17 protein-coding genes are annotated in these 15,071 nt (G+C 42.5%); 7 read left to right on the forward strand and 10 right to left on the reverse strand.

Going from position 1 to position 15,071, the window contains the following annotated elements; all coding sequences use genetic code 11:
* Positions 1 to 93: 93 nt before the first annotated feature.
* The gene (gene clpP, locus ABM313_RS21665) at positions 94 to 690 is read right to left on the reverse strand and encodes an ATP-dependent Clp endopeptidase proteolytic subunit ClpP (protein ID WP_434685199.1); all 597 of its coding nucleotides are present in this window, start codon (positions 688 to 690) and stop codon (positions 94 to 96) included.
* A gap of 199 nt (positions 691 to 889) precedes the next feature.
* On the reverse strand, positions 890 to 1,204 hold the full coding sequence (locus tag ABM313_RS21670; RefSeq protein WP_434685200.1) for a hypothetical protein: 315 nt from the start codon (positions 1,202 to 1,204) through the stop codon (positions 890 to 892).
* A 220-nt stretch (positions 1,205 to 1,424) separates the two neighbouring features.
* Between ABM313_RS21670 and ABM313_RS21675 the strand changes: the two genes are divergently transcribed.
* Positions 1,425 to 1,865 carry a SufE family protein gene (locus ABM313_RS21675; protein ID WP_169362930.1) on the forward strand — a complete coding sequence of 147 codons (441 nt, stop codon included), beginning with the start codon at positions 1,425 to 1,427 and terminating at the stop codon, positions 1,863 to 1,865.
* Between the two features lie 31 nt (positions 1,866 to 1,896).
* Here ABM313_RS21675 and ABM313_RS21680 read toward each other — a convergent pair whose 3' ends face one another.
* Positions 1,897 to 3,003: an iron-containing alcohol dehydrogenase family protein gene (locus ABM313_RS21680; RefSeq protein WP_434685201.1), complete on the reverse strand. Its 1,107-nt coding sequence runs from the start codon at positions 3,001 to 3,003 to the stop codon at positions 1,897 to 1,899.
* Between ABM313_RS21680 and ABM313_RS21685 the strand changes: the two genes are divergently transcribed.
* Complete coding sequence (locus tag ABM313_RS21685) at positions 2,993 to 3,976, forward strand: Rpn family recombination-promoting nuclease/putative transposase (RefSeq protein WP_434685202.1); 984 nt, start codon at positions 2,993 to 2,995, stop codon at positions 3,974 to 3,976. The genes ABM313_RS21680 and ABM313_RS21685 overlap by 11 nt on opposite strands.
* A 28-nt stretch (positions 3,977 to 4,004) precedes the next feature.
* Here the strand turns inward: ABM313_RS21685 and ABM313_RS21690 are convergent, their stop codons facing one another.
* The 5 genes from ABM313_RS21690 to ABM313_RS21710 all read right to left on the reverse strand — a co-directional run bounded on the left by ABM313_RS21690 (position 4,005) and on the right by ABM313_RS21710 (position 8,082).
* On the reverse strand, positions 4,005 to 4,373 hold the full coding sequence (locus ABM313_RS21690; RefSeq protein WP_434685203.1) for a XisI protein: 369 nt from the start codon (positions 4,371 to 4,373) through the stop codon (positions 4,005 to 4,007).
* Between the two features lie 23 nt (positions 4,374 to 4,396).
* Positions 4,397 to 4,735 (reverse strand): type II toxin-antitoxin system PemK/MazF family toxin, encoded by a 339-nt coding sequence (locus tag ABM313_RS21695; protein ID WP_434685204.1) that lies wholly within the window; start codon positions 4,733 to 4,735, stop codon positions 4,397 to 4,399.
* On the reverse strand, positions 4,732 to 5,004 hold the full coding sequence (locus ABM313_RS21700; RefSeq protein WP_434685205.1) for a hypothetical protein: 273 nt from the start codon (positions 5,002 to 5,004) through the stop codon (positions 4,732 to 4,734). The genes ABM313_RS21695 and ABM313_RS21700 overlap by 4 nt, the downstream gene beginning before the upstream one ends.
* A 434-nt stretch (positions 5,005 to 5,438) precedes the next feature.
* Positions 5,439 to 7,691 carry a caspase, EACC1-associated type gene (locus ABM313_RS21705; RefSeq protein ID WP_434685206.1) on the reverse strand — a complete coding sequence of 751 codons (2,253 nt, stop codon included), beginning with the start codon at positions 7,689 to 7,691 and terminating at the stop codon, positions 5,439 to 5,441.
* Positions 7,684 to 8,082, reverse strand: coding sequence for a hypothetical protein (locus ABM313_RS21710; protein WP_434685207.1), 399 nt, complete (start codon positions 8,080 to 8,082; stop codon positions 7,684 to 7,686). The genes ABM313_RS21705 and ABM313_RS21710 overlap by 8 nt, the downstream gene beginning before the upstream one ends.
* 313 nt (positions 8,083 to 8,395) lie before the next feature.
* Here ABM313_RS21710 and pruA point away from each other — a divergent pair, with 313 nt between their 5' ends.
* Positions 8,396 to 11,440, forward strand: a complete 3,045-nt coding sequence (pruA, locus tag ABM313_RS21715) for an L-glutamate gamma-semialdehyde dehydrogenase (protein ID WP_434685208.1) — start codon at positions 8,396 to 8,398, stop codon at positions 11,438 to 11,440.
* Positions 11,441 to 11,652: 212 nt separating this feature from the next.
* Here pruA and ABM313_RS21720 read toward each other — a convergent pair whose 3' ends face one another.
* Entirely contained in the window at positions 11,653 to 12,366 is a 714-nt protein-coding gene (locus tag ABM313_RS21720; RefSeq protein ID WP_434685209.1) for a hypothetical protein, read from the reverse strand.
* A gap of 4 nt (positions 12,367 to 12,370) precedes the next feature.
* The gene (locus tag ABM313_RS21725; protein WP_434685210.1) at positions 12,371 to 13,624 is read right to left on the reverse strand and encodes an AAA family ATPase; all 1,254 of its coding nucleotides are present in this window, start codon (positions 13,622 to 13,624) and stop codon (positions 12,371 to 12,373) included.
* Between the two features lie 99 nt (positions 13,625 to 13,723).
* On the opposite strand from ABM313_RS21725, the gene ABM313_RS21730 reads away from it, so the two are divergent.
* From ABM313_RS21730 to ABM313_RS21745, 4 genes are all read left to right on the forward strand, one after another.
* Positions 13,724 to 13,855 (forward strand): hypothetical protein, encoded by a 132-nt coding sequence (locus ABM313_RS21730; protein WP_434685211.1) that lies wholly within the window; start codon positions 13,724 to 13,726, stop codon positions 13,853 to 13,855.
* A gap of 82 nt (positions 13,856 to 13,937) precedes the next feature.
* A complete protein-coding gene (locus ABM313_RS21735; RefSeq protein ID WP_434685212.1) occupies positions 13,938 to 14,294 on the forward strand; it encodes a type II toxin-antitoxin system RelE/ParE family toxin in 357 nt (118 codons plus the stop codon).
* Between the two features lie 2 nt (positions 14,295 to 14,296).
* Positions 14,297 to 14,590, forward strand: coding sequence for a helix-turn-helix domain-containing protein (locus ABM313_RS21740; RefSeq protein ID WP_434685213.1), 294 nt, complete (start codon positions 14,297 to 14,299; stop codon positions 14,588 to 14,590).
* 20 nt (positions 14,591 to 14,610) lie between these two features.
* Positions 14,611 to 15,057: a DUF29 domain-containing protein gene (locus ABM313_RS21745; RefSeq protein WP_434685214.1), complete on the forward strand. Its 447-nt coding sequence runs from the start codon at positions 14,611 to 14,613 to the stop codon at positions 15,055 to 15,057.
* Positions 15,058 to 15,071: the final 14 nt, after the last annotated feature.

The raw sequence follows: 15,071 nt of genomic DNA on the forward strand, positions 1-15,071 counted from the left end.
TATAGTTGTTTCCAATCTGGCTTAGCCAGTTGTAAACCATAGACCAATATAAAAAATAAAATGGCTCACGTTGTGAGCCATTTTATTAAAACATTATGCTGCGACTTCAAATTTTGGGCGTTGCGTCACAACTTCATCGATCAACCCATAATTTTTAGCTTCATCAGGAGCCATAAAGAAATCGCGATCAGTATCTTCAGCAATGCGCTCAATCGGCTGTCCTGTATGGAAAGCCATCAATTCATTGAGCCGATTCTTGTGATATAGAATCTCCTTGGCTTGGATTTCGATATCCGTCGCTTGTCCCTGTGCGCCACCAAGGGGCTGGTGAATCATGATCCTTGTATGGGGCAAAGATAGTCTTTTGCCCTTTGCGCCACCAGTGAGCAAAAAAGCACCCATACTCGCCGCTAAGCCCACACAAATTGTGGAAACATCAGGACGAATGTGCTGCATCGTATCGTAAATAGCCATACCTGCGGTCACAGAACCACCAGGGGAGTTGATATACAAGAAAATATCTTTTTCGGGGTCATCGGCTTCGAGAAAAAGCAACTGAGCAACGATGATATTAGAAATACTGTCGTCAACCTGTTGCCCCAAAAATACGATCCGCTCCCGCAGTAGACGCGAAAAAATGTCAAAGGCTCTTTCGCCACGACCAGACTGTTCAATTACGGTTGGGATCATAGTTTATCTTTACGGTTTACTCTCATCATATTGTACTGATATGTCATAACAGCTAACCGTTGTCTCTATTCGGATTTCACCCCGCAAATATACCCCTTTATGTTCAAGTGCAACCCAGTGAATTTTTAAAAGTGTTGCGAAGCAACACTTTTAAAAATTTCGCTAAAAGAGTAAGTGTCCGCGAAGCTCACAGTTACTCTTAGTCATGCCGATCGCGATAGATTGCTCTCGAAGTACGATTTTGAGCATTGGTCAAACGGACAGCTTCTTTACCGCTCAAATCACCATCCTTGAGATAAACACGACGTTGAGCAGCAATTTTTGCCTCTCTTGCCTCTAATTTTTTATATTCCAATGGGCTAATTGTGCCTTGTTGCACACCCTTATAGATGCGCTCCTGTTGATTAACTTGGCGTTCATGGATCGGACCTGCGGATGCGGAGCTTGGACTCATCAGGCTGAGGGTGCTGAGCACTGATGTAGCTGCAAGGATTGGGAGAATGAAGCTTTTCATGATGTCGATCGCCTTAATTAACTGTTTAACGATTTACGCTGATTTAGACATTTGCTTCGAGTCAAAAGGTTCAAACTTGAGAATAGTTTTTGCCTAAGGCAAAAACTATTCTCAGATAGGGCGATCGCCCCACAAGATGCGATCAGATCCTTTAAACTGGAATAGCTCTAAGATTTTCTGTCTAAATCTTGAAAATCATTTCCAAATATTTCCAAAGCTAATGTCAAGCCCGACCCATTTACCTGAAGCCATCGATCGCATTGTCCAGCGATTTCAGAGGCTCTCCGATCCGAAGCTACGTTATGAGCAACTGATTTTATACGGGAAGAAACTCGAAGCATTTCCCGAAACTCTTAAAACCCCTGAGAACAAAGTGCAGGGCTGTGTATCACAGGTATATGTGGTAGCGAAATTAGATAGCAACGAGCGAGTCGTATTTGCAGGGGACTCGGATGCGTTGATTAGTAAAGGATTTGTCGGTTTGCTCTCGGTCTGTATGGGCGGCTTAACCCAAAAAGAAATTGAGTTGCTCACCCCCGATTTTATTAAAGACACTGGCTTAGTCGCTAGCCTTACGCCATCTCGCGCCAATGGCTTTTATAACGTCTTCAAAAAAATGCAACAACAGGCGATCGAAATTGAATTACCCAGTGTTCGCTAAATAAAAAGCCTCGCTTTGCGAGGCTTTTTATTTAAACGGTGGCGGTAATTGGACTGGTAGTAGAAACCATTGCCGCCAGAACTTGGCTAGGGGAAACCGTGAAGGGTAAGCGATGAATATCAGAATTGGGCTGACAGGCGATCTCGGCAATATGTTCTAATTCGGCGAGGGTGACTTGACTTAAGCCAAGATCGGCAAGGGTAGTCGGTAAACCAATCTCTTGATAAAACTTCAGCAATTGATGACGCGACGAAGCAGCGAGTTGATTGCCTTGAAATTCCTCTAGACGTAATTGCACCAAAATGCCATAGGCAACTTTTTCGCCATGTAATGTGCCGTGGGTTTGATGCAGGTGAGTTAACGCATTGTGAACTGCATGGGCGGCAACAGTGCGACAATTAGCGCCGCCGATCCCACCGATCGCTCCCGCTAGACAGACCGATGCATCGACAACTTCACGCCATGCTTGACTGTTAGGATTCGCGATCGCTTCGGCAGACTTTTGAAACAAAATATCACGCAGGATTCTTGCCTCTTGTACGGCGGCGATGACCATCGTTTTCTCACTACTGCCACTACTGACGGAGGACTCGTACCATTTAGCGATCGCATCGCCAATGCCTGAAACGAGGGTGCGCTTGGGAGCAGTCGCGATTACGTCATAGTCCACAAACATCATGTCAGGACAGCGATCTAGAGTCACATCATAGTCAAAGGCTCCATGGGCATCATAGACATTGCTGAGGGCTGTCCATGCGGCACAGGTTGCGCCCGTGGTCGGCACGGTGACAATGGGCAACTGGCATTGATGAGCAACTAATTTCGCAGTATCAAGGACTTTGCCACCACCAACACCCACAATTATATGGGGATTTTCCTGCTGCACGAGGCGACGCAGCATCGCTAAATTTTCATCACTGCAATCGGCGATCGCTGGTGTGTGGATAATTTCGCGATCGGTACTTTGGAAATAGCTTGCAGTAACTTGACCTGCGGTTTCCCCAGCAATGACTAGAGCTTTATTCCCATAGCGTGACAAATATTTCGGGAGTTGCGCTAAAATCCCGTTTCCCCGTAAAAGTTGGGCTGGTGCGATCGCCAAAATCGGTAATGCTTCCACCGTAAGTGTGTCTGACATCAGGTTAAGACATGGTAAACATAGGTTCTATTCTATCTCTTCTGCTTCTAAATCAGCCAAGTTTGGTGACTCTAGTAAAAACCCAAGAAAAGAATTGCGGTGCGAAGCACCGCAATTCTTTTCTTGGGTTTTTATTTATGCTGAAACTTACTCTAGCGACATTGCCTCATGGTTACTCGGTGAGTCGATTAAACTTACCCAAGTACAACCTCAAGAGTTAGCGGTTGAGCCAATTCGTGCGGATAGTTTGATTTTGCTGGAAGCTGAAGGTCTGCTGCTACATTTGGAGTTTCAAACCAAAGCTGACCCGCAAATTCCGTTTCGGATGCTGGACTATTGGGTACGTGGCAAAAGGCGTTTTCCCGATAAAAAGATCCGCCAATTCGTGATTTACCTGAGAGAGACAAGCTCAAATTTAGTTTTTCAGCAAGAGTTTCAAGATGACTCTACTTATCACAGGTTTGAAGTCATCCGATTGTGGGAACAACCTGTTGCCAAATTTTTAGAATATGTGGGAATGTTGCCGTTTGCTATACTGGTGAATGAGACGAACAAAGAAATTTTGCTGCAAGATATTGCTCTAAAAATTGATCAAATTTCTGATCAGGATAAACGTGAAACTATATCCGCAGCCACGTATGTGTTGGCAGGTTTGGTTTTAGACGAAACTATTATTAAGCAAATTTTAAGGAGAGATATCATGGAAGAGTCTGTAACTTATCAGGCAATTTTGAGAGAAGGTGAGCTTAAAGGGCTAAAAAAAGGACGTGAAGAAGGTGAAATTCAAGGACGTAAGCAGGGATTGTTAGTTATTATTTTGCGTTTACTGACGCGCAAGTTTGGGACTTTGCCACCAAAGCTGCATACAAGGATTGCAAGGCTACAGATTCCCCGTTTAGAGAGTCTTGCTGAGGCTATTTTGGATTTTGAGAGTGTTGCTGATTTGGAACTTTGGTTGAACAAGAAGAAGTAGTTGCTTGTTGCTTTCTTATCCAATTGACCTAATTTCTAAAAGGAATTGACTCAACCATTGCATTTTTTTTTGCGGCGACTAGTTCACGGATGCGAGGTGATTGTAGTCCTAATACCATGTCGTCTTCGAGTATGCCTCTAGCAATGAGTTCTTGATCGACAAATACTTCAGTAGAGTTATGTTGTAGCCAAACTTTGTTATCAATGATATCAATCTGCATAGGACAGCCGTAAATTCGCCTTGCGCCTTGCCAACCAACATGAACTAATAAGTAGCGATCGCGTTTTTCATCAAATACTAATTCAGCAGTAACGTTTTCATTAGGTGAGACGCTTTCTTGGGCATATTCTTCTAGAAAAGTACGCACGATCCGACGATAACGTTCTACTCGATCCATTGTTCTATCTCCTCTTTTTCTGTTTAGCTGATGATAACGCTAAAAGTTTGGACAACTAAATCAACGAAATCTTCAGGCAAAATTTCTCCAGTTGTTTTCCACCAGCGCTGATTGAGATCGAGGGTTCTTATTTGTTCGGCAATAACTGAACCCTTTACTTTACAATCTTCGGGAATAGGAATCATCATTTTGATTTCAGGTTTAATCGTGCTGGTAATGGGATGAACGATTACTATTCCCTGACGTTTTTGGTTGTATTGCGTATGGCTGATGACCAAACAGGGGCGAGCATTTCCTGCCTGTTCTCTGCCTTGGGTTGGGTTAAGATTAATTCTGATAATTTCACCTCTTTGGATATTCATAGAAGTTCGCGCCCTAGTGGTTCGCTTTCAATGAAGTCCGTTACATCGTCAGGATATGTAAAGTTATTAGGAAGAGTGGATATTAGGTCATTAAGGGTTAGTTTTTGATGCTGTGCGTTGATATCTGAGCTTTTGACCGCAATATTGGGAGAGACTGTAACTGGGGCGTATGTTTGTTGTAAGAAGGCGATGAAGTTTAGGGCTTGGCGTTGGGCTTCGATGGGTAATGAATCGAAGGCTTTGAATAGTTCTTGTTGTGTCATGTTCATGGGTTAGTCTCCTAATTTTTTAGGTTAATCACTATTTTAAACTTTTTCTTTTTTCTTAGCTTTCTATTTCTCTAATTTTATCGCGAGAGTTGTTATACCATGCTGAATTTTCGTGATTCCCAGATGTAGGGGTAAAGCATTCCCGCAGAGATTTATGAATTCTCAAATCCTCTTAATTTGGGAATGCTTTACCCTCAATCTCAAAACGCAGGGAAAATCTATCGGTGAAAGCGGAGAGGGTTCTGCATTTGCAAATTGAGATTGTGGTGGGGAGTTTGGAGATTGTGGCGCAAATGCAAAACCCCTACAGATGATTTTTCAGTCAAAATCGTATCTTCAATTTATCTCAAAAAAAATTTGATCGCCTGACGGCTAATAGGGCTGATAAAGAAGGGTAAAGAAAGAGATGAAGTGCAGAATAGATAAGTTTGTCTTCATAGCAAAACACATACAACCCGAAAACCAATTGGGTTGAACCACGAAAGGTGCGCGTCATGGGAAAAACGACTTGCCGAACGACAATCCCGAGCACTGTTGGACCACGAACCACCTCGTAGCACACGAAGACGAAACTTATTATTATTCGTTGTTGTGACAGGTTTACCAGTTCTCCGAATCAAGTCGCTTTCACCGCCGTATTTTTCGTATCTGTCCTGACACCATTCCCATACATTTCCGTGCATGTCATATAGTCCCCAAGGATTTGGTTCCCGATTCTGTCCGACAGGATTTGGCTTTGAACTCGAATTACGTTCATATACAGCATACTTCCCTAACAATGAATCACTATCACCAAAGGAGTAAGCAGTAGTTGTTCCCGCGCGACAGGCATATTCCCATTCTGCTTCACTAGGTAATCTAAATTCTTGTCCTGTCTTCTGTGATATTTTCTTACAAAACTCTTGAGCATCATCCCAAGTCACAGTTTCCACAGGATTTTGTGGGTTGTTTTTAAAGCTAGAAGGGTTAGTCTCCATAATTGCTTGCCACTGGGCTTGTGTCACTTCGTACTTACCCATATAAAAAGCCGAAACATTGACATCTTTAATTTGTGGACGCTCATCTTCATTGCCTTTTTCTTCAGGGGGCGAGCCCATTGTGAATTTACCGCCAGGAATATAGACCATATCCAGATTCACATTCTTTCCAAGGTCAACTGTAAAGTCTTGTGGTTGACTTGGTGATGATAATTTAGGTGTATCTATAGGAGAAGGACTTGGTGTTGATGATTTAGGTGTATCTATAGAAGAAGGACTAGAAGTTTGCGAAGTTGTAGAAGTTGGTAAAGTTGTAGGTGATTCTTTGATAATAGTTGGTGATGCTATGGGCGAAGTTGAAGCACTAGGACTCTGGGTTATTGCTGTTTCAGGTGTTGAGGGTTTACCTCTAGTCGCAGCAAAAGCCACCACACTTATGCCCGAAAGACCAGCTATAGTTGTTATAAACTCCCGTCTAGATAAACGAAATAAGAACTCAGACGGATCTGACAGTTCTTTCTTTGGCTGTTCTATCTGTACGACAGATTTTTTCTTGATGTTAGACTCACTTTGCTTTTTGATTTCCTGTGCAGCCTTTAGTTTAGATACTGCTACTAAACCTTTGATAACAGATTGTCTTTGAGCCTTATTTGTGGCATAAGGAGTAATCACACGCTCTAGAATCGGAGTAACATCCTCATCTCGTAAGCCTAATACCTCTTGCAAATCCTTAAGTTCGTCACTAACATTTTTGGATAAGGGGAATTGATATTTCACTGCCTTTTCTAAAGTTCTGTGATAACGCTCCAAATTCTTAAAACGCTGGCGAACTGGCTCTAAAACTTCATTCTCGATCGCAATAGCCACCCCATCTGACAAACCCCACCGCTCACGCTGCACCTCCAAAATATCCTGACCCACAAAAGATATTTCGCCATTCTCAGCATATCTCTCCACCAAACGGCGATACTCCAACTTCGCGTCAACCCTTGCCTTAGCAAGACAAATCTTAATCCCCTGCCTAATTCCATAAATCTCTGGCTTCATCGCAGGCTTAGCCGACTGCACATGACGCTTAGCATACTCATGCAACTCATCCGCCGAGATCATCCCATCACCATCAGACTCCGCCGCCCCCGACTCAATCCCCTGCACGATATAGTTTGTGTAAAGTGATAGTTCCCCCTCCTTGTCCTCATAGGATTTTTGCGTCGAAGTTGAAGAAGTCAAAACCACACTCCCCTCCACCTCAAGCTGAGGCTTCAGATTGATATCTGCACTCTTAGCCAGCCAACCTTCCGCAAATGCCCCACTATAGCAACAGTCCAAGATCAAAACGTGCTGACGTTGATAACTGTGATCGCGCATAATGCCCTGAATAAAACTCGCCGATACCGCCGTAGACCGAAAAGTATCCTTACTAGTGCGGCGCGTTGCCAGATATAGGCGATCGCTATCATCCGTAATCCCATGCCCTGAAAAATAGAGCAAACCCAAATCCCCCTTTTGACAACTTTGAAATAACAAATCGATCGCTGTTTGCATTTTCTCTAAATCAGGATCGATCAGCGTCTTGACCTCATCAAAAGCCCCAAGCTCAGAATCTTGCAGCACGCGCTGCATCGCCGCCACATCCTTCGGCGCAGCCGCAAGGGGTGGCAAACCCGCCTCATACTGACTCACCCCAATCAGTAGAGCCTTCTTAGCCATTGGCAGCATCTCCACTCAAAAGCGCTTGCAATTCTGCGGCTACTTCCTTGGCTTGGGCGATCGCCTTTTCGCCAGTGCCTTCGATCGTTACTTCGCGATCGCCAACTTTGACATGTACCTTAATCGGTTTCTCTGCAAATTTCTCGCCCACAAACCCAAAAAATTTAACCACGTTGCTAAACTTAACCTCAGCCGTCAGCACCCCAACTAGCTTATCTAGCCCACCTTTGCTTCCTAATTCAATATTTAGGTCATCACTGCGTTCTACAGTCTCAGCATCACCTTGCTCTCGTAGCTGTTTTAGCAATTTTTTTGCAAACTCTTGTTGCTCATATTCATCCAAACTAGGATCGTTTAGGGCAAAAGTAACTTCAACTAACGACTCGCTCACAGCAAAAGCTCCAAGAATAATTGCTAAAAACCACTATAAACTGGAATTTTATTATAGTAGGGTACTACTTTTAGAATTTTCTAATAAGTATAACTAGGTTGCAAGTATCTGCGATCCGCATAATATTACTGCCTCTTTCTGTCATGGCTTCTCTACAATTTAACTTAAAATTTAAACTATAGCGATCGCTGCTAACCTTTGTATAGAGCGAATCAGTACCTCTAAGTTTCTGACTTCCAATAAAAAAGCTTAAGATAAGTTCAGGATGGTTACTAGCTATACTGATTGATTGCAAGGTTTATGGATTACAGCAGTGGTTAGCCCAACACAGCGAGCAAATACAAGCTCTAACAACAAATTTGATACTTCCCTTGATGTCTCAAAATATGACGCCAAGACACAGGAAATCGCCAAGAAGATTTTAAGTGGCAATGAGAAAGGTTCTTTTTGGTCGAAGTTATCTCAGCTTAAGGATGAATTGCGCCTTGACGACAAGCTGATGGCTTGGACAATGGAAAATGAAGGTTTGCGCGTGCAATTATTTAGGTTGATCGATTGCTTGCCTGCATTGCAGAGTAAAGCCGAGATTGCGCGGCATATGCAGGAATATCTTGCTAGTGATGCGGTGGAAGTTCCTGCTTTGCGGGCTTTATTGAATTTCAGTACTGACAATCCCAATTCAATTCCTGCAACGGCAGCAGCGACTACACTCTCGACCTCAGTGGCAACCCTCGCTAAGCGCTATATCTGCGGTGAGAACTTGTCAGAAGCGACTAAATCCATTGAGAAGCTGCGGCGCGATCGCTTTGCCTTTACGATGGACTTGCTCGGTGAGGCAGTGATTAGCGAAGTAGAGGCAGGTGAATATCTCAATCGCTATATTGCGATGATGGAGGATTTGTCGGGTAAGGCGAAGGCTTGGGGCTTGATTGATCAGATTGATAAGGCGGATGGTGAAGAACTCAAGCGGGTTCAAGTTTCTGTGAAATTGAGTGCTTTCTATTCCCAATTCGATCCTCTTGATCCCGTAAAAACCACAGAGAAAGTCAGCGAACCAGCGAGGATTTTATTGCGTAAAGCACAGGCTTTGGGCTGTGGCATCCATTTTGATATGGAGCAGTATGAATTCAAATCACTCACCTTGCAGATTCTCAAACAAGTTTTAATGGAACCAGAGTTCCGCGATCGCACGGATGTCGGAATCACATTACAAGGCTATTTGCGCGACAGTGAGCAGGATTTACGCGATTTAGTAGAATGGGCAAAGTTGCGCGGTAAGCCTGTGACGGTGCGCCTAGTCAAGGGAGCCTATTGGGATCGGGAAACGATTCGTTCCTATCAGCAGGGTTGGGCTTTGCCAGTTTTCTCCGATAAGGTTTCTACTGATGCTAATTACGAGCGCTTGATTCAGATTCTCTTAGAAAATCATCAATATCTCTATGCGGCGATCGGTAGCCATAATGCCAGATCTTTAGCTAAGGCGATCGCTATTGTCCAAACCTTAAATATCCCCAGTCGCGCCTTTGAAACTCAATGTCTTTATGGCATGGGTGATAAATTTGCCAAGGCGATCGCGGATATGGGCTATCGGGTGCGCGTTTACTGTCCCTTTGGTGATTTAATTCCGGGAATGTCTTACCTGATTCGCCGCCTGTTGGAAAATACCGCCAATAGTTCCTTTTTGAGAATTAGTGGTGAAGGTGTTGATATCAGCAAATTAATTGCTGCGCCTGTGATGACGGAACGGGATGCGAATTACAATGGCGCACCTGCTCTGAATATATTTGATGGGTTTGTGAATGCTAGCGATCGCGACTATGCGATTAATGAAGAGAGGGAAACTGCCCAAACTGCTCTACAACAGGTTCGCCGCCAACTTGGTAAAACCTATTTGCCGATCATCAATGGTCAAGCTGTGCAAACCGATAACTATGTGGAATCGGTCAATCCTGCCAACTTCTCCCAAGTAGTCGGCAAAATCGGTCTCGCCAGTATCGAACAAGCGGAAGAAGCGGTTCAAGTTGCCAAAAACGCCTTCGCATCATGGAAGAAACTCAGCGCTAAAGAACGGGGTGATATTCTCCGCAAAGCTGCTGACATCATGGAAGAGAAGCGCGAAGAACTAATTGCATGGATTTGTTGGGAAGTCGCCAAACCAATCCGCGAAGGTGATGGCGAAGTTTCCGAAGCGATCGATTTCTGTCGCTATTATGCTAAGGAAATGGAACGGATTGAAAGCGGTGTACAGCGCAATATCCCAGGGGAAGATAATACTTACATCTATCAACCTCGCGGCGTGGTAGTTGTGATTTCGCCTTGGAACTTTCCCTTTGCGATCGCCTTGGGAATGAGCGTGGCAGCGATCGCCGCAGGTAATACGGTAATTCTCAAACCCGCCGAACAGTCCTCGGTAATTGGCGCAAAAATCGCTGAAGTTCTCCAAGCCGCAGGCTTACCCCAAGGCGTATTTACCTATCTTCCCGCCAAAGGTTCCACTGTCGGTTCCCATTTAGTCAAACATCCCGATGTACATCTGATCGCCTTCACAGGTTCCCAACAAGTCGGCTGTCAAATCGTCACCGAAGCCTCCATTTTACGCTCCAAACAGAAACACATGAAGCGCGTGATTGCCGAAATGGGTGGCAAAAATGGCATCATCATTGATGAAAGCGCCGACCTCGATCAAGCCGTAGTAGGCGTAATGAACTCCGCCTTCGGTTTTGCTGGTCAAAAATGTTCCGCTTGTTCGAGAGCGATCGTTCTCGCACCTGTTTACGACAACTTCCTAGAGCGTCTGGTGGAAGCCACGCGATCGCTAAAAGTTGGTGAAGCCCATCTCCCTGACACCAAATTCAGCGCTGTAATCGATGGAGCCGCCCAAAAGAACATTCTCAATTACATCGCTAAGGGCAAAGAAACCGCCAAACTTGCCTTTGAAGGTGAAGTTCCCAATCACGGATTCTATGTACCACCAACGATTTTTAGCGATGTCGATCCTGATAGTGCGATCGCCCAAGAGGAAATCTTTGGTCCCGTATTAGCGGTAATCAAGGCACAGAGCTTTGATGAGGCATTAGCGATCGCCAATGGTACAAACTTCGCGCTCACGGGCGGCTTATATTCGCGCACTCCTTCTCATATCGAACGCGCCTATCATGAATTTGAAGTGGGCAATCTCTACATCAATCGCGGCATCACAGGCGCATTGGTAGATCGCCATCCCTTCGGCGGTTTCAAGCTAAGCGGTATCGGTTCCAAAGCTGGCGGACGCGATTATCTATTGCAGTTCCTAGAGCCAAGGTCAATCACCGAAAATACTCAGCGTCAAGGCTTTGCGCCTCTTGATGGGATTGAATAGTTAGATTCAGACAAGGGGCTTAAGCCCCTTGTTCTTTGGGATATACTTGATTAATGCTGTATCGCATCGCCTAAACCTATGACCCAGACTATCGAGCAAAAATCCACACTATACGATCACGATCTTAATTTGTGGTTAGTCACCCATTGTGATGCTATTTAGGGGCTTTGCTCCTCAAGCTGTGTGGTTAGAGGAACTAAAATGATTGGCTGCTACCTACCAAAGGATAGCATTTGAATAAAAGCTCGAGACTCAGGTACGTCTTTAAAAATTTTGCTTATACTGTCGGGTGTAATAAAGTCTAAAGCCTTTGCTTTTAGATCTTCTTCTCGAAGAGTTTGCAAATTAGTTGTGCCATAGAGAGCTTGTTTCAATTCACTAGGCTTCTTCCCATAGTTTTTTATCATATCTTTAGCAGCAACTACAAATGTTTCAGTAGAAGGAAATGTCACAACTGGAATTACAAAGGGTAAGTATTCATGGGCATAGCCATCTCTTGCTTTTGCTCGATAAAACTCTTCTATACTGCCCCATAATATCTTGGATATACTAAATCGCCAATCTCTAAAATAATCATCAGGATTAGCCAGTACAGTTTCGCTATCAGTAGTTAGCAATAGAATATCTTTATTGTTAATTACTCCAATCTCAGATTCAAATTCAGAGAAAGCAGCATAAAGAGTATTGGTAACTGATTTTCTAAATTGTGAGGCTTGTTCTCCTGTTAAATAGCAAACATCATTAGTTTTTCTAATTTCTTTACAATATCTATCAACATAGTCATGAATTGTCTGTCTTTTTAGTTCTGTAAAGATAAGTGTGCAACTATCGTCATTTGGATCAGATAAAATGCACTCGCAAATTTTCTTGAAAATTGCTCTATCTGTACCGCCATCACCAATAATACCGATATTTCTCTCAGTCATAGAATTAGCCAATAGTCCCTGAATACCAAAGTTCTGCTAATTGATATTTGGGAATATCTACTGTCCGTTTACCTGTGATCGGATCTTCAATAATTTCACCTTCTACAGTACCGATACCAACAAGGGTATCAAGTGAAGTATTGAGATTTCTGACATCACTGGTGCGATCGCGCTTTTGTAGACGAACTGTATAAACATGATCAAGATGGTTGTGAAACTCTCTTAAAACCGAAGGACTATGTGATGTAATAATAAACTGAGTTGTAAACCCCTCAGAAGTTGGTGAAGTCATTTGCCAAATCCAGCGCATCAGTTCTTGAATATTCCCCGGATTAATACCGTTTTCAATTTCTTCTAAAAGAATTAAAGTTGGTGGTCTAAAGAGTGAAGCAAGAAGACTAATAGCTGCTGCTTTCATAAATCCATCAGAGACAGAATCTGGAGGAAACTCCTGTACCTTTCCTTTTTGACCTAGATCAAATTCCCATATAAGTTTAGAATTTTTTTCATTGTAGCGAACACCTTGAAAGTTAACCTCAAATTGTCTTAATAAAGCCGTAAATCTTGTGAATGTACGCTCTTCATTTTCCTTGATATGTCTAATAACATTTTGTAAACCTCGTCCTGTATTTCCTAGCTCAGCAGGAATTTTAAAGTCTTCTTTTCCCATGTCATTATCTACGTCTTCTCCATCAGGATTTTGGCTGTCTTTAACTAGTCCTTTAAGGAAGTTGGGCTGAAAGTGATAGCTAAATGTATTTGCAAAATCTCCAAAGAAATCTCTACATAACTTTTTTTCTTGTGGATTCAAAGATGGATTTCCCTCAATCTCCTGTCTTAAAGCAATTAAGTTAGTTGATTTATCGTATCCACTACGAAGTATTTTTGTCTCTTTATTCTTTAATTGTATAGCTATATTTTCTTTGCAAATACATGATTCAGAAGATTTGGTGTTCTCATACAATTCCATTTCGTAAGAAATAGTCCCATTAGAATTATTCCAATTAATCATGAATCCCATAGGTTCGTCTTCAGAAGCTAGTCTATAACGATGAGGATATAAATCTCTATGAACATTGACAGATTTATGGGTATTTCCGGGACGACCTCTTCTTACAAGCTTACAAAAATGCTGTATGCCCATAAGTAGATTTGACTTACCAGAATTGTTATTACCAATCAACAAAGTAATCGGGCTAAGCTCTATGGTTGTTAGCTTGTGTGTTCTGTAATTTTTGAGAGTGATCTGAGTAAACATAACGTTACAGACACGAATTTAAAGACATCATTTTGTTTTGCATACTTGCATTATTACACTAAAATTACATCGGTATGGTGTATCACATCGCCTAAATCTATGACTCAAATCATTGAACAAAAATCCATGCTGTACGATCGCGATCTTAATTTGTGGTTAGAAGAGGCGAATCTCTGGGGCAAGGGCGCTATATGCTCCTTACATTTTGACGATTTAGCGTACCAAAAATGATACAATAGTATAATTAAAGATAAATACTCACTTATTTGCCACTTGATTTCTATCTTTTGAGAGCTTCTGCTGTAATTTTCCTATGAGCAATATTAAGAGAATTAAAGCAAGCTTTTTTAAAACCGAATCGGGCAAAGAACCTGTTAGGGATTGGCTAATGACCTTATCGAAAGAAGATAGACAAAAAATAGGAGAAGATATTAAAACAATTGAGTTTGGATTTCCTATCGGAATGCCTACCTGTCGCCCTATGGGTAAGGGATTGTATGAGGTGCGTACTAACCTTGAAAATACGATTGCCAGAGTTCTATTTTGTGTGGAAGGAGAGCAAATGATTCTTCTGCATGGGTTTACTAAGAAAACGCAAAAAACACCTAAAGAAGATTTGAATTTAGCCATCAAGCGCCAAATTGAGTTTAAAAATAAATCTAGGAGTTAACCATGTCTAACAATTGTCATTTAGGTTCTGCTTTTGATGACTTTCTAGAACAGGAAGCAATTTTAAACGAAGTAACAGAAGTTGCCCTGAAGCGTGTTTTGGCTTGGCAAGTTGAACAAGCAATGAAAGAACGTGGTTTAACTAAATCCAAGATGGCTAAGTCTATGCAAACTAGCCGCGCAGCACTTGATCGCTTACTTGATCCTGAGTATGATTCTGTAACTTTACGAACTTTAGATAAAGCAGCTAGGGCAGTTGGTAAAAGAATTAAGATAGATTTGGTTGATGTAATTTAAATCATCCCTCACGAAAACCTATGACCCAGACTATTAAACAAAAATCCACGCTGTTCGATCGCGATCTTAATTTGTGGTTAGAAGAGGCGATCGCGAAGTTAAAAGCTGGTGATTTCCAAAGTCTAGATGTCAAAAATTTAATTGAGGAGTTAGAGGGTTTGGCGGGTAGAGATAGGCGTGAACTCAAGCGAAGATTGACGACACTCATTGAGCATATTCTCAAGCGTTGTTATGTAAATTCACCCAAATTTTATGGGGCTTGGGAAATTGAGATTATTCAGCAACAGAATGAATTAGCCACATTATTAGAACAGTCGCCAAGTCTGCAAAGTCATTTTTTACAAGTTTTTGATTTCGCTTTTGATACTGCGCTCAAGATAGCAAGGCTAGAATATCATGAAGCTAATTTTCCTAATGTATGGCAGTTTAGCCGAGATCCTAGAAAAGTCTTAAATTTGAATTTTTAGATAAGTATTTAACC

The sequence above is a fragment of the Pseudanabaena minima str. Chao 2107 genome, from assembly GCF_051131155.1.
Classification (GTDB): Bacteria; Cyanobacteriota; Cyanobacteriia; order Pseudanabaenales; family Pseudanabaenaceae; genus Pseudanabaena; species Pseudanabaena minima.